Origin of the sequence: Rhizobium mayense (assembly GCF_030272705.1) — a bacterium.
Classification (GTDB): domain Bacteria; phylum Pseudomonadota; class Alphaproteobacteria; order Rhizobiales; family Rhizobiaceae; genus Rhizobium; species Rhizobium mayense.
Genome location: NZ_JARFYM010000023.1, coordinates 56892 through 75047, shown reverse-complemented (window position 1 = coordinate 75047; position 18156 = coordinate 56892). Strand labels below are relative to the sequence as shown.

The window sequence follows — 18156 nt, the reverse complement described above, 5'->3', positions numbered from 1 at the left end:
GAGCCGCGGGATTGCCCGGCTTTACGACAGGAGACGACAACGTGACGGAACATATGAAAGCGGCAATGGCTATCGAGGCCGTCGAAAACGCGGTGCGGACGCATTCGCGGCCGGCCGACCTGCGGATCACCGATATGCGCATCGCCGTCGTCACGGGCATCTGCTATTACCCGCTGATCCGGATCGACACCAATCAAGGCGTCTATGGTCTCGGTGAGGTTCGTGACGGCGGGCATCCGGAAAGCGCCCTGCGCCTGAAACATTTCCTGCTTGGCCAGAACCCTTGCAATGTCGACATGATCTTCAACGCACTGCGCCTCTATGGCGGCGATGGGCGGGAGGGCGGCGGCATCTCCGGTATCGAGATTGCGCTCTGGGATCTGGTCGGCAAGATCTACGGCGTTCCCTGCTACCAGTTCTTCGGCGGCAAGTATCGCGATCAGGTCCGTATCTATGGCGACACGCCGGCGCCGGAGAAACTCACGCCGGAGGCCTACGCCAAGGCCGTGCGGGCGCGGGCGGACATGGGGCTGACCTTCATCAAGTTCGATCTTCCCCCTAAGCTTTTCGAGACGACCGACGGCGCGTTGATCGGCTCGGCGACCAGACATGAATACGATCTCGGCCGGTCGACCCGTACGCCCGGTTCCGGGCGCGGCGCCAAGATATCGGAAAAAGGCATCGAGACGGCCGTCGAGATCGTTCGTGCCGTGCGCGCCGAAGTCGGCAACGACATTTCGCTCTGCGTCGATCATTTCGGCGAAGGCTATGTGACGGCCGACGAGGCGATCCGCATCGGCAAGGCGCTTGAGCCCTTCAATCTCGCCTGGATCGAAGATCCGGTGCTCTGGCACGATATCAAGGGTCATAAGAAGGTAGCGGATGCATTGTTGACTCCGGTTGCCGGCGGCGAAGACCTCTATCTCGTCGACGGCTTCCGCGAAGCCATCGAAACCAAGGCCTTCGATATCCTGCATCCCGACCTTCTGAGTGCCGGAGGCATGCTGGAGACCAAGCGCATTGCCGATTACGGTGCATCCTATGGACTGCCGAGCGCGCTTCATAGCTGCTGCTCGCCGATCGCCTTCATGGCGAATGTGCATTGCGGCGCGGCAATCAACAGCCTGATCGCCGTGGAGCATCACGGGCTCGACGTACCCTTTTGGGAGGAGCTCGTGACGGGCCTCGACCGGGATTACATGACGGATGGCTATGTGAACGTGCCGGAGCTTCCAGGGCTCGGCCTCGATCTCAATCTCGAGGCCGTCGAGGCAAATCTTCGCGAGCCCGGAACGCTCTTCCAGCCGACCGAAGCCTGGAACAAGCGCAAGGCCGGTTTCGAGCGCGTCGATCCTCCGCGCTATCAAACGCAACTGATCAGACAGAAAGCAAACGGAACTCACCAATGATCGAGACGCAGGACATCACCCGCCCGCCGCGCGAATGGATCGATGCCATCCGCAAAATCGGCGCGGCGACCGCAAGCAGCCAGCTCAATAAGATGGGTATCCGCAATTCCCATATCTGCGGCCCGGTATCGCGTCGCGAGGGCGCGGTCATCTGCGGCCCGGCGCTGACGCTGCAGTTCGTGCCTAAGCGGGAGGATTACTATGGCGACGACGAATATGCCGAGCCGGAGAAGCAGCTTCACCGCCATGTCCTCTATCACACCAAGCCCGGCGACATTGTCGTCGTCGATGCGCGCGGCGACATGCGGAGCGGTATCTTCGGTGAGATGATGCTGACCTATTTCAAGGGGAAAGGTGGCGCCGGCGTCGTCATCGATGGCTGCCTGCGCGACTATCCGAATGCCAAGCATCTCGATCTCGGCCTCTGGATTCGCGGATTGACGCCGAATTTCCATACCCAGACCGACATCATGCCCTGGGGCGTGAACGTGCCGATCGCTTGCGGCGGCGTGTTCGTCATGCCCGGCGACATCATCGTCGCCGACGACGACGGCGCAGTCGTCGTGCCGGTGAAATATGCGCCCGAACTCATCAAGCGCGCCTCGACCCATCACGAGTGGGAAGGCTTCTCCAAGGAGAAGTTGCTCGCCGGCGGCGAGTTGAAGCGCTACTACCCCCTCCACGATGATGCGCGGGAGGAATACGAGGCCTGGCGCAAGCTGCAGCCGTCGACCCACGAGAGCTAGAGCAGCCGGTAAAGCCGCCTAGTTCTCAAAGAAGCCGCGGTCTCCCTCCGCCAGATGGGCCGCGGCTTTTTCTAGGATGAAATCGACGCCCATGCTTGGCCTATCCCAGACCTCGATGAAGCCGTCGGGGACGATCGGCTTGGGCAGGTCTTCCAGGATGTCATACCACCATTCCGGCTCGCTGACGGGCAGCTCGAAGGCGATCTAGTTCTACGGCAGCGTGCAGCTGACCTGCACCGGCGTGGCAAGTCCGAGCAGCCCGTTGGCCGTTCCATGCGGTGCAAAGAGAAGACCGTGAATTTCGGCATATTCCGCCATCCGCTTGGGCTCGGTCGTGCCACCGGCGTCACAGGGATCGGCGCACTTTACCTGCGTAATGATCACCTTGAAATCCCACCTCGCGTCGCTTGTGGCATCGGGCGGCGCTGATCGCCGCCCGATAGAGAAGCTTTATTCGAAGCCCATGATTTTGTGCGGCACGTAATGTTCGGTCAGTTCCTTGATGTCCTCCGCCGTCAGGCGGATTGACACTGCCTCGACGGCGTCGATGATCTGGCTTTCGCGGCTGACGCCCACAATCGGCGCGGCGACTGCGGGATTGGAGAGCAGCCAGGCAATCGCGATGCGCGCGCGCGGCACGTCATGACGCCGGGCGACGTTTGCGACCGCATTGATCACTTTTGCATCCGCCTCCTCGGTGTCTCCATAGAGTACCGGCCGGAGAATGTCGGTGCCCTTGCGCAGCGACTCGTGGCCTTCCTCGCGCGCGAGCAGACCACGCGCCAGCGGGCTCCACGGGATGAGGCCGACGCCCTCGGCGGCGCAAAGCGGCACCATTTCGCGCTCTTCCTCCCGGTTGAGCAGGTTGTAGTGGTTCTGCATCGAAATGAAGCGTGCCCAACCTTTCCGATCGGACAGATAGAGGGACTTGGCGAACTTCCAGGCATGCATGGAGGAAGCGCCGATATAGCGCACCTTGCCGGCCTTGATGATGTCGGTCAGGGCCTCGAGCGTCTCTTCGATCGGCGTCACCGGATCCCAGCGATGGATCTGGTAGAGGTCGACATAGTCCGTGCCGAGCCGACGCAGGCTATGGTCGATTTCCTGCATGATCGCTTTACGGGAGAGGCCCTTGGCGTTCGGCCCCTCGCGCAGCGGCGAGTTGATCTTCGTCGCTAGGACGATCTCGTCGCGGTTGGCGAAGTCTTTCAGCGCGCGGCCGACGATTTCCTCGCTGGAGCCGTTGGAATAGATGTTTGCCGTATCGAAGAAGTTGATGCCCATCTCGATCGCCTTGCGGATCAGCGGGCGGCTCTCCTCCTCGACGAGCGTCCATTTCGGGTTGCCGCGATCGGGCTCGCCAAAGGTCATGCATCCAAGGCAGATGCGGGACACTTCCAGCCCCGAATTCCCAAGTTTCGTATATTCCATGTCGCTACTCCCTGCGTTCAATGGGTGTCTTTCATGTGTTCGATGCGGCCGCGGTCGACGCTAACGGGATCGAGTTGCGGCTCCGCCGCCGACAAGGTTGCTTGTATTTTGTTATGTAAAATCTCTCTTTTTGTTTGTTAATGCAAGCCTTTGTTTGTAGATTCATGGCCGGAGATCCTCGGAGGAAATTGGGATATGGATTTGATTGGTAAAGTTGCGCTCGTAACGGGAGCGGGCTCGGGAATCGGAAAGGCGTGCGCCCTAGACCTCGCCGCAAAAGGCGCCAAGGTTGCCGCCCTCAGCCGCACCGTGAGCGAGATTGAGCGCACGCGCGAGGAGATCGAAAGCCGGGGAGGGGAAGCTTCGGCTATCGTTGCCGACGTCGCAGAGGAAGCCGAGATGCGCCGAGCCGTCGACATGGTGATTGATCGTTTCGGCCGGCTGGATATCGTGGTCGTCAATGCCGGCATCAATGGCGTCTGGGCCCCGATCGACGATCTCCGGCCGGACGAATGGGACAAGACGATCGCCGTCAATCTGCGCGGCACCTATCTGACGCTGCACCTCACCGTGCCGCATCTGAAGGCGGCAGGGGGTGGCTCGATCGTCGTGGTTTCCTCCATCAACGGCACGCGCACCTTCTCGACGGCCGGCGCGACCGCCTATACGGCCTCGAAGGCGGCGCAGGTCGCGATGGTGCAGCAGCTTGCACTGGAGCTCGGTCGCCATCGCATTCGCATCAATGCCGTCTGCCCCGGCCTCATCGAGACCAACATTCCGGACAGCACCGTCAAGCGCAACCAGGACCTGGCCCGCATTCCGGTGATCTGGCCGGAGGGCGATATTCCGATCACCGGTGGCAAGGCCGGCAGGAGCGAGGATGTGGCTGAGGTCGTGACCTTCCTCGCCTCGGACGCGGCGCGTCACGTTACCGGTAGTCCGGTCTGGATCGACGGCGGCCAGAGCCTGTTGCGATAGGATGGACGCAGCAAGACGAGGGGCGGAGCGCGCGTTCGCAACCGCTCCCCCCGGTTCGTCGAAGAGCGATGTTTGCGCTGGGTGCCCTACTCTCGGTGGCGGATACTAGAACCGGATGCCAAACATAGTCGATAAAGCCGCAATAAGGTTGCGGCGGTTTGTTGCTTTGTTATGTTCTGGATCGCGCAATTTGTTGGCGGCACGCCTGAATTTCGAAGGGCGAGGGATGCAAACGCGTCTTCCGCAAGGCGTCAGACAGGTCATAGCATTGCAAGCTAGGGGAACAATTCTCGCCGTTCTTGCCAAGCTCCTTGCTTGAGACACCCTCTTCAGTGATTGACTGCAATAAATTTTCACCTCAAGCTTGAAGAAGTCGATCTCCTCCGCAACCAACAGCGGGTCGGCGAAGCCCTGGCAATGGATCGGCCAGGATATCGGATAGACGAGGAAGAAATTGACCGGCCTAGGGGCTCCCGGGATCGGCGACATCGATCGGCATTGTCGGCCATTCGTAAATCTCGGCGCCACCCCTGATCGCGGAAACATGTTGCGGGAACCAGTTGCAGAACCGTTCCAACAGGTTTAGTTTAGCTTTTGCTTATGGCTGACGTCGGGTTGCGAGGGGAGCTGGATAAAATCGCTCGTTAAAGCTGTAGCGACATAGGGGTTGTCATACCGCCACCTGACATTGGTGTCAGACAGGCTACCAAGTTTATCTCTGATCACCATGAATGCGGCTCTTGCCATCGACGATGAAGAGCTGGGTTTGTAGGTGAGGGCGGCCTGGTCCGAAGGCGGATTTTTCATTGGAGCATTTGGGTCGATGGCCAAGCTGGCATTCGACCCTGACGACAGAGCCGGCGCTTTCGCTTCATCCTCAGTGGTGCGCGTCTGCCCATAATGACTTGAAGAAAAGTCTTTGCGAACGGTGACGGGCTCATAGAGCCGAGCCCGCCCTTAATTCCAAGGAGAGCCTGGAGAATACCACTGCCTCTTCCTTCGGATGGAACAGGCAAAACTGACGGTCGTACAATGCTGAGACAGCATTGGCTTGCGTGACAACAAACTGGAGAAATTCTGCATCGCCATTTTGAGCGGGAGGCTCAGATGACTTCACCGGAAACCGCAGTGATGAACGAGACAGCTTCGGGCAAGACCCCGCTGTCAGCCGAGGAACTTCGCCGGATGGACGCCTACTGGCGGGCATCCAACTATCTGTCGGTCGGGCAGATCTATTTGCTCAACAATCCGTTGCTCAAGGAGCCGCTGAAACGCGAGCACATCAAGCCGCGCCTGCTGGGCCACTGGGGAACGTCGCCCGGCCTGAACATGCTCTACGTGCATCTGAACCGTGTGATCAAGCGCGACGATCTCAACATGATCTATGTGATCGGGCCTGGCCATGGTGGACCGTCATTGGTCGCGCATGCCTATCTGGAAGGGACCTACAGCGAATTCTATCCGAATATCGAGCAGAACGTGGAGGGCATGCAGCGGCTGTTCAAGCAGTTCAGTTTCCCCGGCGGCATCCCGAGCCACGTCGCCCCCGAAACGCCTGGAAGCATCCATGAAGGTGGTGAGCTGGGCTATGCCCTGAGCCACGCTTACGGCGCAGCCTTCGACAATCCGGATCTCATCGTCGCTTGCGTCGTCGGCGACGGTGAGGCGGAAACAGGGCCGCTCGCCACGGGATGGCACAGCAACAAATTCCTCAATCCCGCGCGCGACGGATGCGTGCTGCCGATCTTGCATCTCAACGGCTACAAGATCGCCAATCCGTGCTTCCTCGCCCGTATTCCGAAGGAGGAACTGAGGAAGTTCTTCGAGGGGATGGGCTATGCCCCCCTCTTCGTCGAAGGGCATGAGCCCGACCAGGTGCAGCAGCAGCTTGCCGCGGCCATGGACACCGCAGTCGCGGAGATCAAGAGAATCTGGGCAGAGGCCAGAGACAGGGGGAATGTCAGCCGTCCGGCTTGGCCCATGATCGTCTTCCGCACCCCCAAGGGGTGGACTTGTCCGAGCGAAATCGACGGGAAGAAGTGCGAAGACTATTGGCGGGCGCATCAGGTTCCGATGGGCGACATGGACAAGCCCGAGCACATCGAGATTCTCCAGCAGTGGATGAAAACATACAGGCCCGAAGAACTCTTCGATGAGAACGGCAAGTTCCGCGCTGAATTTGCCTCGTTGGCACCATCAGGTCATCGCCGCATGAGCGACAACCCGCATGCAAACGGCGGCCTGCTGCTGCACGATCTGAAGATGCCGGACTTCCGCGACTACGCCGTCTCGGTGCCGAGCCCCGGATCGGTGACCACGGAATCCGCCCGCGTGATGGGCAAGTTCCTGCGCGATGTCATGAAGCTGAACATGAACAGCAAGAACTTCAGGCTGTTCAGCCCTGACGAGAACAACTCCAACCGCTGGCAGGACGTGCTGGAGGTCACCGACCGTTGCTACATGGCGGAGATCTATCCGGAGGACGATCGCCTGTCGCCCGATGGCCGCGTGATGGAGGTGCTGAGCGAACATCAGTGCCAAGGCTGGCTGGAGGGTTACCTGCTGACGGGCCGGCACGGCTTCTTCTCTTGCTACGAGGCCTTCATCCACATTATCGACTCGATGTTCAATCAGCATGCCAAGTGGCTGAAGGTATGCAGCCACATTCCGTGGCGACGGCCGATCGCCTCCCTGAACTACTTCCTGAGCTCGCACGTCTGGCGGCAGGATCACAACGGGTTCAGCCATCAGGATCCCGGGTTCATCGATCACGTCGTCAACAAGAAGGCGGAGGTCATCCGCGTCTATCTGCCGGCAGATGCAAATACGCTGCTTTCCGTCACCGACCATTGCCTGCGCAGCCGCAACTATGTGAACGTCGTCGTGGCTGGCAAGCAACCGGCTCCGCAATGGCTGACAATGGATCAGGCGATCAAGCACTGCGCCGAAGGTGTCGGTATTTGGGAGTGGGCCAGCAACGATCGGGGATCGGAGCCCGACGTCGTGATGGCATGCTGCGGCGACGTGCCGACGCTGGAGACGCTTGCGGCTGTCCAACTCATCCGCGAGCATATTCCGGAGTTGAAGGTGCGCGTCATCAACGTCGTCAACCTCATGAAGCTGCAGCCTTCGAATGAGCACCCGCACGGGCTTCCCGATCGCGATTTCGATGCGCTTTTCACCAAGGACAAGCCGATCATTTTCGCGTTCCATGGATATCCCTGGCTGATCCACCGGCTGACCTACCGGCGCACCAACCACGACAATCTGCATGTGCGAGGATACAAGGAAGAGGGAACGACCACGACGCCGTTCGACATGGTCGTCCTCAACCAGCTCGATCGCTTTCATCTTGTGGAAGACGTCATCGATCGGCTGCCGCAGCTCGGCGCTCGTGCGGCCTACTTCAAACAGTGGATCCGCGAGAAGCTGATCGAGCACCGGCAGTACATCGAGGAGCATGGCGATGACATGCCTCAGATCAGCGGCTGGAAATGGGGCGTCAAGAGCACGGAGCAAGCAAAGGGAGCGACTTCCACGGAAGGCGACAACACCTAAATGACGCTCGGCCTGTGGCCGCTTCGATTGGGGGAATTGTCCAATGGGCGAAATTGAAGTCGTCACTTCCACGCGCTCAGGGGGCTTGCCTCCCGGGTGCGTCCAAGTGCGTTCAGTTCGACTGTTCAACACGGGAACGAAGGCGGGAGGGCTCGCGCAGGCGCGCCGTCCAGATATCCTCCAGAAAGGCTTGGTCGGCTAGCCATGTTGGACTTGCATTTAACCGATGTCGATCTGAGCCGAATGCCGACCGATGAGGATCTCGGTCGTCTTCAGTTCACGACGGTGCTTTACTATCTGCAATGCACCAACCCGGACAACGGGTTGGTGCGTGACAAGACGCAAGCGGGCGCACCGGCAAGCATCGCCGCCATCGGCATGGCGCTTGCCACTATTCCGGTCGTGGTCGAGCGTGGCGTCATCATTCGCGAATTTGCCGCCAAGATCGCGCGGCGGCGGCTGGAATTCTTGATGAATTGCCACCAGGGACCGGAACCTGACGCCTCCGGTTACAAAGGCTTCTTCTATCATTTCCTCGACATCGAGACAGGGCGACGGGTCTGGCAGTGCGAATTGTCGACGATCGACTCGGCTTTTCTGTTTGCCGGCGCTTTGACCGTCGCCACCTATTTTGATGGGGACTCAGAAGATGAGGCGAAGGTCAGGCAACTCGGCACGGCGCTCTACGAGCGGGCGGACTGGAACTGGGCGTGTGACCACGGCGCGACACTGACCCATGGCTGGCGACCGGAAAATGGTTTCATCCCCTATCGCTGGCGCGGCTATGACGAAGGCTTGCTTCTCTACATACTCGGACTTGGCTCACCGACCCATCCGCTACCGCCGGAAAGCTATGCGGCTTATACGGAAAGCTATGAGTGGCGAAACATCTTCGGGCGCGAACTGCTTTATTCCGGTCCGCTCTTTACGCATCAGCTTTCGCATATGTGGATCGATTTCCGAGAGATTCGCGATGAATTCATGCGGGAGCATGACAGCGACTATTTCCAAAACAGCCGGCAAGCGACCTTCGTACAGCAGGAATATGCGATCCGAAATCCCTTGGGATTCGAAGGATACGGCGAGCACTGCTGGGGATTTACCGCGAGCGACGGCCCCGGCTGGCTGACCAAGGATATTGGCGGTGCGCGCCGCGAGTTCTTCGACTACGTCGCACGGGGCGCACCGTTCGGGCCGGACGACGGTACCGTATCGCCCTGGGTCGTCGTCGCGTCCCTTCCGTTTGCGCCCGAGATCGTCATTCCGACCCTCCGCAATTTTGCTTCCCTAAAGCTGGGCATGAGGCGGCTCTATGGCTTCAAGCCATCCTTCAATCAGACGTTCAAGGATGAAAATAGCCCGACCGGCTGGTGGATAAGCCCTTACCATTTTGGGATCGATCAAGGGCCGGTAGCGCTGATGATCGAGAACTATCGAACCGGCTTCCTCTGGAACCTGATGGGCAATTGCGAGCCCGTCGTCCGCGGCCTGCGCCAGGCCGGATTCACCGGTGGGTGGCTGTAGCAAGGATACCGCGGAGAGAGCACTCGGATGCTTCTACTCGATGGCTTCGAGTAGAAGCGGCTGCGCTGTAGCCGGGAGGCTTCTCTACCATTTGATCATACTGAAGCTATGCAGGATAATCTGTAGGCCAAGGGCTGCCTGCGTAACCCCGAGCACGACCGCCAGTACCTGAAGCAAAGTACCGATCCAGCTCAGAATGGTTTCCGCAAACAGCATCGCCACCCAGTCCAGGGCCAGAATCAGCAATACGATAGTGGTGACGGTGAGGCCTTCGGCTTGCCGGCCACCTGCCAGTGTTGCGAAAACGATGACCGCGGCGACTCCGTAAGGCGTTACAATTGTCGGAAACGCCAGGGGAGTAAGGGCCAATTTAAGATCTGGCGGTTTGTCCGTCTCGTTCGAGCGAACCGGCATGCTGGCAGACTGTTGCAATACGGTTTGCAGGGCCACGAGAAACAGGATGATGCCTCCGGTCATCGCCAGGACAGGCAATGAGATTTCGAAATTCTCAAGCATGGTACGTCCTAGCAAGCCGGCGATTGCCAGGGCTGCGGCTGAAAAGAGGATTGCTCTCCGCGCCATGCGATGTCGAAAGCGGCGGTCGCAATTGCCGGTCATCGCCACGAAGGGCACCAGGATCTTGATCGGGCCGAGCATCAGAAAGAGCATGAAGAATATTTTTCGCGCGCCGAACTCCACCTCGGGCATTCCCGCACCAAGCGGCGATTGCGCAAAGGACTGAGCGGGAGACAAGGCCAAAACTATCACCAGAGCGAGGATCAAGTGAAATGAACGACAGTCGAGCCGCCAGGTTTTTGACGGATGGGTGAATAGGCGCGAGCAAACAAGATCGGCGTAAGACCGGACAACCTCGGGGATGGTCGATATGGCCACTGTTCGCGTCTCCGAAGCTATCAACGAGGCACAAATCAACGTTGCCGTCGCAGCGCCAAATATGTTGCGAGGGATGTACAACCAGACCGCTATACTAGACCTCAATCTTCGATAATCGGAGTCCCTTTTTCCACCTGCGCGTGCCTCGCTCAGTATTGTCCCTAAGTTGTCTCAGCCCCTGTGCGGAGCTATATATTAGACAACAAATTTGGGCTCGGATTTCTAGGTCGGAGTTGACGCGATGCTCGTAAGAGACGTGATGAAGCAAAGAATTATCAAGGTCTCGCCGGACAACAGCGTCAAGCAGGCCGCAGAGCTGATGCTCGCCAATCATATCAGCGGTCTCCCGGTTATCGACGATGAAGGACGATTGGTTGGCCTCATCACAGAGGGCGATCTGTTGCGGAGGTCCGAGTTAGGTCATCGAACCAAGGCCGATGAATCCTTGCCTCCGGAGGAGAGGGCCAAGACATACATCAAGAGCAACGCATGGAAAGTTGCCGATGTGATGAGCCGCAATCCAGTGTCCGTCGAGGAGGACACGCCGCTTGCACGCGTCGCCAACCTGATGCAGGAGCACGGTATCAAGCGCCTTCCCGTGATGCGGGCGGGCGCCGTGGTCGGCATCGTGAGCCGTGCGGATCTTCTCCAGGCGATCATCTTCGCCAAACCCGATGAAACGGCGCCTGGTGACGAAGCGATCCGTCGCAGCATCATGACTCGCTTGAGTGAGAACACCGGTCTCGAAGGACAGGATCTGACGGTGACGGTGGCAAACGGCGTGGTACATTTGTGGGGACATGTCTCGACGGAGGAATGCCGGAAGGCGGCGCGCGTCGCAGCCGAGAGTGTCCGCGGCGTCGCTGGTGTCGTGGATCATTTCTTGGAGCACAAGTCCTAAAGAACCAGAAGAGGGCCGCGGACCTTCGGAGACCCTGGCAACCAGAGTGCCAGAGCTGCTCCCACAACAAGCGGGTCCTCGTGAATGCGGTAACCAATGACAACCGCCGCTGCCAAGGCACGGCTAGGGGGTAGCATGAGCAGCGAGAAGGCGGCTGTTCAGCCGCAGGATTTCAAGTCTCTTTCCTCTCCGCATCTTCCAGAACAATACGGCTGCGGTCCCATCCAATTCAGGGGAAGCCATGATGGGCTCTATGAGCGTCATTTGCTTTTCGACAATGTTATCGCTCCCGAGGATGCAGGAAACCGCGAACGATATGAGGCGATTGCCCGATCCGTCAGGGATGTGCTGTCGCAGCGTTGGCAACGGACGGAACAGACCTACAACAGGGAGAATCCGAAGCGGGTCTACTATCTGTCGATGGAGTTCCTGATCGGGCGATCCCTCAGTAACAATCTCCTCAATCTGCGACTTGATCCCCTCGCCAAGCGGCTCTTCGATCACGAGCATATTGACGAACTGGCCGTTCTTGCCGAGGAGCCCGACGCGGGATTGGGTAACGGCGGGCTAGGACGGCTCGCCGCCTGCTTCCTGGACTCGATGGCGACGATGCAACTGCCGGCGATGGGGTATGGGCTGCGCTACGAGTACGGGATTTTCAAGCAGACGATCGTCGATGGCTGGCAACGCGAGCAGCCGGACAACTGGTTGCGTCGGCCGGATCCCTGGGAGGTCGCTCGCCCGCAGGAAGCCGTGGAAATCAAACTCGGCTGCTCCTTCGAGGTCCGCGGAGGGAATCTGCGGGTCGCGGTTGGGATGCCGTCCCGCCTCATCGGCATACCCTACGACCGGCCGGTCGTCGGCTACGGTGGTATGACCATAAACACGCTGCGACTTTGGGCGGCCGCAACGCCGGAAAGTTTCGATTTCCAGACATTCGGCGCCGGTGAGTTCGTCAGCGCGCTCGCCCAAAGGCTCACAGCAGAGACGGTCACGCGGGTTCTCTACCCCGACGATTCGACGAGCATGGGACAAGGCCTGCGGTTCGTTCAGGAATATTTCTTGGTCGCATGTTCGCTTGCCGACCTCGTCCGGCGGTTTCGCTCGAATAATTCCGATTGGCATTCTCTGCCGGGTAAGGTGGCGATCCAGCTCAACGACACGCATCCGAGCATGGCAGTCGCCGAATTGATGCGCATCCTGCTCGATGACGCGGATCTCAGTTGGGATGATGCCTGGGATCTGACTAGGGCTTGCCTCGCCTACACCAATCACACGCTTCTGCCCGAGGCACTGGAGAAATGGCCGCTGCGGTGGTTCGAACTGATGTTGCCGCGTCATCTCGAGATCATTCTGGAGATTGATCGGCGTTTCAAGGAGGAGATCCTCAACCGCTTTCCCCATGATCAAGGCCTGGTCGAGCGGGCAAGCCTGATCGAGCATGGTGGCGAACACCTGGTGCGTATGGCCCATCTTGCCATCGTCGGTTCGCACAGCACCAACGGGGTTGCCGAGATCCATTCGAGACTGCTGCGTGAAACCACCGTCAAGGATCTAGCCGGGATATTCCCCCAACGGTTCAACAACAAGACGAATGGCGTCACACCCCGACGCTGGCTGCTCATGTCCAACCTGGAGCTTGCACGGTGCATAAACGATGCCATAGGCGAGGGGTGGATCACCGACCTCAGCGAGCTGGAAAGGTTGAAACCGCTCGTCGATGACAGTGGTTTTGTCGATCAGGTCCGGGAGGCCAAGCGGATGGCCAAGCACCGCTTTGCCGCATGGCTGAAATCGAGCGCCGGCATCGTCGTCGATCCCAGTGCGATCTTTGACAGCCAGGTCAAGCGCATTCACGAATACAAGCGGCAATTGTTGAACGCACTGCGGATTGTCGCGCTCTACAACCGGATTCGCGAAAATCCCGACCTGGATATGGCGCCGCGCACCTTCTTCTTTTCCGGCAAAGCCGCGCCCGCTTACGTTGTGGCGAAGCTGATAATCAAATTTCTCAATAATCTCGCCGGCACGATCGATGCCGACCCTCAGGTGCGTGGGCGCCTCAAGGTCGTTTTCCTGCCCGACTACTGCGTCTCGGTGGCGGAGCGCCTCATCCCCGCCAGTGACGTTTCCAACCAGATCTCGACAGCCGGATACGAAGCGAGCGGCACCAGCAACATGAAGTTCATGATGAATGGTGCGCTGACGATCGGCACCCGCGACGGGGCCACGATCGAAATGGCCGAGGCGGCGGGCGAGGACAACTTCTTCCTGTTCGGTTTGACGGCCGAAGAGGTCGCGGGGAGCCGCGGCTGGTATAGCCCATATTGGCACTACGACAACGAACCGGAGACCCGCGCGGTGCTGGATCTGATCCTGTCCGGTCATTTCTGCCGTCACGAACCCGGGGTCGTGGATGCGCTGCGCAACATCCTCCTGACGAGCGGCGATGTCTTCAGGCATTTGGCGGACCTCACCTCATATCTGGAAGCGGACCAGCGTTTGCAGTCTCTCTACGCCGATCCTCGAGCATGGACACGTAAAGCGCTGCTCAACATCGCCAGCTCCGGCAAGTTCTCAAGCGATCGTACGATCGCCGATTATGCGGCCGAAATCTGGGATGCGAGACCCTGTCCTGTTGCTTGATGGTGAATGGCAATAACAGCGGGGGCGCGCATGAGCCAGCAGCATATTCCGCTCAAGTTGACGGCGAGCAGGTTCGTCCGCGCGATCAGGCTCTTTATGACCTCGGATGTCGGCGGAAGAGCCAAATTCCTGCTTTTCGCTCTCGTCGCTCTCTTCGGCGGCATCAGTGTTCTGAATGTCGTCAATAGCTTCGTTGGCCGGCATTTCATGACTGCCATCGCCGAAAGGCAGACGGCAGAATTCATTCGCCAGGCCATCCTGTACACCATGGCTTTCGCAGCATCGACCGTTGCTTCGGTAATCGCCCGGTTCTCGGAGGAACGGCTCGCCTTGCTCTGGCGGGAATTCCTGACGCGCCGCGCTGTCGGCCTTTATATGACCGGAGGGACGTTTTACCGCGTCGGGGTTCGGGGCAAGCTCACAAATCCTGACCAGCGGATCGCCGATGACATCAACGCCTTCACAGTTACGACCCTTTCTTTCGTATTGATGCTGCTGAACAGCGTTTTGACTGTCCTGACCTTCTCAGGCGTTCTTTGGGTCATCAGCCCGCTGCTGCTTATCGCGGCTGTCGTATACGCAGCCTCCGGATCTTACCTGACAATCGTATTGGGCCGCCCCCTGATCAGCCTGAGCTATGATCAGCTCGACCGCGAGGCAGCGTTCCGGTCCGGCTTGATCCGCGTGCGCGAGAACGCGGAATCGATCATGCTTGGGGCAGGTGAGCAAAGGCACGCCAATCTCTTGCTGAGGCGTCTCGATGAACTTGCCACGAACTTCAGGCGCATAATCGTCATCAACCGCAATGTCGGTTTCTTCACGACGGGCTATAACTGGATGACTCAGATCATTCCGATCCTCATCATCGCCCCCGCATTCATCCGGGGCGACATGGAGTTCGGCGTCGTTACCCAGTCTGCGGCGGCCTTTGCGATGCTTGTCGGCGCGTTCTCATTTATTGTCAGTCAATTCAAATCGATTTCCAATTTCGCGGTCGTGGTGGCGCGCCTCAGCTCGCTGATTGAAGCGATGGAAGAAGCTGCCGAGCCAACAGAAACCGACCTGCAGGTCGTGGAGGCCGACGGAAACCTTGCCTATGAAGGCCTTACGCTCACGTCACCAAGCGGCCATGCGTTAGTGAAAGATCTTTCGGCGATCTTTCCGGCTGACACGCGCGTCGTAGTGGTGGGAGGCGATGATGGCGGGGCGACCGCCTTGTTCCGGATAACGGCGGGACTTGGCCCATCCGGAGTGGGGCGTATCATTCGTCCGGCACGCGATCAGCTGCGTTTTCTCGCGCAACGAACCCAGCTCGCTCCTGGAACCCTGCGACAAATATTGGTGCCGGTACAGCAGCAAAGCGAAGCGTCTGATGATCAGATCCTTGCCCTCCTCAAGCGGCTCGGATTTGTCCGCGCCCTGACCGTTGATGATCTCGACAAGGAGTGCGACTGGTCGAGCCTATTGTCGCCACGCGAACAGCAGATTATGGCGATTGCCGAGGTGCTTAGTGCTGGTCCTCGGTATGTTCTTCTGGAAAATGCGGACGTGATTTTTGGGCACGAGCTGCTTCGCGTTGTCCTGGAACTGCTTGCTGAGCGAGAGATCGCTTGCATCAACTTCGCCGACACCGATACCTCGCGAGAGGCTTACGATGCCGTGCTCGAGTGTCACGCGGACGGATCATGGAGGTGGATCAGTCGAGGGGAACAGTCGGTGGACCAGTGACTGACTTCCTCCCAGGAATTGTAGCCTGTTTGGCTACCTTTCGTGCATACGCTTGTTATGATAATTTAGTAATGACTGATTTAATATCGAATATCGGCCGCACGTAGCTTTCATCCCATGCGATTTTTTGACCTCGTTACTTCGGCCGACGGGTTCCTTCGATAAGCACGAAGAATTTTTCTTGGGGGGAAACAATGGGAAAATCTGCGTCTTTTCTGGCGACCGTCCCGCATGGAAGGCAATATCTTCTGTCGGCCTGCACCGTGCTTTGCACCTCGTTGTGTGTGCTCAGCCTTTTTGTCGGCGTCGCTCATTCTCAACAGCCCAGCGCCGCACAACGCAATGCAATCAAGTCGGCCTGCCGGTCCGATTTCATCGCACAATGTTCGGGCGTGTCGCCGGGCGGCATCGAAGCTCTAACCTGCCTCCAACAGCATAGCGCAACACTTTCTCCGGCCTGCCGAAGCGCCGTATCGGCGGTGGGCGGCACAACCAAGCAGAAGTCCAGCGCCGCTGCGCCGGCCGAGACACCTGGAACGGCGCCGGCGCAATCTGGCACCGCGGCTTCCGGAGCAATGCAAGCACATCAACCGACACAGGCGCAGCGCAATGCCGTCAAATCTGCCTGCCGGTCTGATTTCATGGCACAGTGCTCGGGTGTTACGCCAGGAGGCACCGAAGCGCTTACCTGTCTTCGCCAGCACAATTCAACCCTCTCTCCATCCTGCCAGCAGGCAGTCGCAGCCCTCGGAGGCAGCGCTTCTGCGCCTGCGGCCGGTGGTGGTGCAGCGGCGGCGACGGCCGCGCCGGCTATGCGCACCACCATGCCATCCTTCACGCCACGTGAAGAATTGATGATCATGCGTCAATCGTGCGGGCCGGATTTCCGGGCTTTTTGTCGTTCGGTGCCGCTTGGCGGCGGCCGGGGCATTGCCTGCCTGCGAGACAATCTGCAGCGAGTGTCTCCGTCATGCCATAAGGTATTGACCAGCGGACTATGAGGTTCTGCCCGGCCTTTGCCGCTGCGGGGAGGTCTCGTTTCTGTCCGGATGAAGGGGCGGACGGCGCATGTTTCTCGATCACAAATTTGCAGGTCGACAGCGGACGGGCCGTCTGCGGTCTTCAGGCACTGGAAACTGACATTTCATGCAAGCTTTAGCAATACGGGCCCGCCGCGGCAGGCGGGGCCTAATTCGATGGATCAACAAAGACCCGAACGAAAGGCATTGCCATGTCATCGATCTCCTACCTTCTGAAATTCAGAGGACTGCTGGTTTATGGTTCTGTCGGTGTCTGCCTCGTCCTGCCGACGGCGGCATGGGCGGATGATGCGAAGGATCTTCTGAAAGCCATGTCCGACTATCTAGCCGCGCAGAAGACGATGTCGTTTCAGTATCAGTCCTCACTCGAGGCTGTGACGCCGGATTTCGAGAAGCTTCAGTTCGTCAGCTCCGGCACCGCCAATATGACGCGCCCCGACAAGCTCAGGATCACCCGGACCGGCGGGTTTGCCGATGTGGATGTGAGCTTCGACGGTTCGACGCTGACCGTACACGGCAAGAATCTGGACGCCTACGCCAAGATCGATGCCAAGGGGTCTGTGGATGATCTGCTCGGCCGACTGGCGGATGCTGGTATCGAAGCGCCGGGCGCCGACCTGCTGTCGACAGATGTTTTCGACCTGCTGATGTCGGATGTGACCGCCGCCAAGCATGTTTCCAGTGCCTTCGTCGATGGCGTCGAATGCGAATATCTGACGTTCCGCACCCCTGAAATCGACTGGCAGATCTGGATACAGGCCGGGGACAAACCGATACCGCGGCGCTACGTCATTACCAGCAAGCATGTCGGCCAAGCGCCGCAATACACGCTGGAGATCAGCGACTTCAAGAGCGGCTCCGATGTGGCCAATGTTTCCTACAATATCGATATTCCAACTAGCGCGAAGAAGGTTGATCTCAGTGAACTCCAGTCGCTGGACGAGCTTCCCGCGCCTGCCGATACGGGGGAAGGCAAATGAGATATCCCAGACTATTGCTTGCCGCAGGATTGGTCGGCGCCTTCCTTTTCGCCGACGTGAATATCGGGCCAGACGGATCGCTGTCGATAAATTTCGCCGCACCTGCTGGCGCCGTCATCGGCCGGCCCTTGACGCCGCTTTCCTATGCGGGTGTTGCCCGTAGGACGACGCGCCGCGTTGCAGCGGGAACGGCGGCTGGCATCGCCGTTCTGCCGTCGGGCTGCGTCTATGGAGCCTATAATGGCGGCTATTACTATCGCTGCGGATCCGGCTACTATGCCAGAAGCGGTAACGTCTATGTCCGGGTCGTGCCGTAGGAGC

General features: G+C 59.1%; 14 protein-coding genes. 11 read left to right on the top strand and 3 right to left on the bottom strand.

All coding sequences use genetic code 11. From position 1 onward, the window contains the following. Positions 1-41: 41 nt before the first annotated feature. Both PY649_RS23415 and PY649_RS23410 read left to right on the top strand, forming a co-directional pair. A complete protein-coding gene (locus PY649_RS23415; protein ID WP_285871140.1) occupies positions 42-1409 on the top strand; it encodes a mandelate racemase/muconate lactonizing enzyme family protein in 1368 nt (455 codons plus the stop codon). After that, entirely contained in the window at positions 1406-2155 is a 750-nt protein-coding gene (locus tag PY649_RS23410) for a ribonuclease activity regulator RraA (protein WP_285871139.1), read from the top strand. Before PY649_RS23415 ends, PY649_RS23410 begins: the two co-directional genes overlap by 4 nt. 210 nt (positions 2156-2365) lie before the next feature. Here PY649_RS23410 and PY649_RS23405 read toward each other — a convergent pair whose 3' ends face one another. Together PY649_RS23405 and PY649_RS23400 are read right to left on the bottom strand one after the other, a co-directional pair. After that, positions 2366-2539, bottom strand: coding sequence for an enolase C-terminal domain-like protein (locus PY649_RS23405; RefSeq protein WP_285871138.1), 174 nt, complete (start codon positions 2537-2539; stop codon positions 2366-2368). 66 nt (positions 2540-2605) lie between these two features. After that, a complete protein-coding gene (locus PY649_RS23400) occupies positions 2606-3586 on the bottom strand; it encodes an aldo/keto reductase (protein WP_285871137.1) in 981 nt (326 codons plus the stop codon). Between the two features lie 195 nt (positions 3587-3781). On the opposite strand from PY649_RS23400, the gene PY649_RS23395 reads away from it, so the two are divergent. From PY649_RS23395 to PY649_RS23385, 3 genes are all read left to right on the top strand, one after another. Next, positions 3782-4564 carry an SDR family oxidoreductase gene (locus PY649_RS23395; protein ID WP_285871136.1) on the top strand — a complete coding sequence of 261 codons (783 nt, stop codon included), beginning with the start codon at positions 3782-3784 and terminating at the stop codon, positions 4562-4564. Between the two features lie 1107 nt (positions 4565-5671). Then, positions 5672-8122 carry a phosphoketolase family protein gene (locus PY649_RS23390; protein ID WP_285871135.1) on the top strand — a complete coding sequence of 817 codons (2451 nt, stop codon included), beginning with the start codon at positions 5672-5674 and terminating at the stop codon, positions 8120-8122. 204 nt (positions 8123-8326) lie between these two features. Continuing rightward, positions 8327-9646 (top strand): glucoamylase family protein, encoded by a 1320-nt coding sequence (locus PY649_RS23385; protein ID WP_285871134.1) that lies wholly within the window; start codon positions 8327-8329, stop codon positions 9644-9646. A gap of 84 nt (positions 9647-9730) precedes the next feature. Here PY649_RS23385 and PY649_RS23380 read toward each other — a convergent pair whose 3' ends face one another. Beyond that, positions 9731-10354 carry a MarC family protein gene (locus PY649_RS23380; RefSeq protein ID WP_285871133.1) on the bottom strand — a complete coding sequence of 208 codons (624 nt, stop codon included), beginning with the start codon at positions 10352-10354 and terminating at the stop codon, positions 9731-9733. Positions 10355-10781: 427 nt separating this feature from the next. Between PY649_RS23380 and PY649_RS23375 the strand changes: the two genes are divergently transcribed. The 6 genes from PY649_RS23375 (at position 10782) to PY649_RS23350 (ending at position 18152) form a co-directional block, all read left to right on the top strand. Continuing rightward, the gene (locus PY649_RS23375) at positions 10782-11441 is read left to right on the top strand and encodes a CBS domain-containing protein (protein ID WP_285871132.1); all 660 of its coding nucleotides are present in this window, start codon (positions 10782-10784) and stop codon (positions 11439-11441) included. 135 nt (positions 11442-11576) lie between these two features. Further along, positions 11577-14087 carry a glycogen/starch/alpha-glucan phosphorylase gene (locus tag PY649_RS23370; RefSeq protein ID WP_285871131.1) on the top strand — a complete coding sequence of 837 codons (2511 nt, stop codon included), beginning with the start codon at positions 11577-11579 and terminating at the stop codon, positions 14085-14087. 30 nt (positions 14088-14117) lie between these two features. Continuing rightward, a complete protein-coding gene (locus tag PY649_RS23365; protein ID WP_285871130.1) occupies positions 14118-15815 on the top strand; it encodes an ABC transporter ATP-binding protein/permease in 1698 nt (565 codons plus the stop codon). A 194-nt stretch (positions 15816-16009) separates the two neighbouring features. Further along, complete coding sequence (locus PY649_RS23360) at positions 16010-16816, top strand: hypothetical protein (RefSeq protein ID WP_285871129.1); 807 nt, start codon at positions 16010-16012, stop codon at positions 16814-16816. A gap of 230 nt (positions 16817-17046) precedes the next feature. Then, positions 17047-17835, top strand: coding sequence for a DUF2092 domain-containing protein (locus PY649_RS23355; RefSeq protein ID WP_285871128.1), 789 nt, complete (start codon positions 17047-17049; stop codon positions 17833-17835). Then, entirely contained in the window at positions 17832-18152 is a 321-nt protein-coding gene (locus tag PY649_RS23350) for a hypothetical protein (protein ID WP_285871127.1), read from the top strand. Before PY649_RS23355 ends, PY649_RS23350 begins: the two co-directional genes overlap by 4 nt. Positions 18153-18156: the final 4 nt, after the last annotated feature.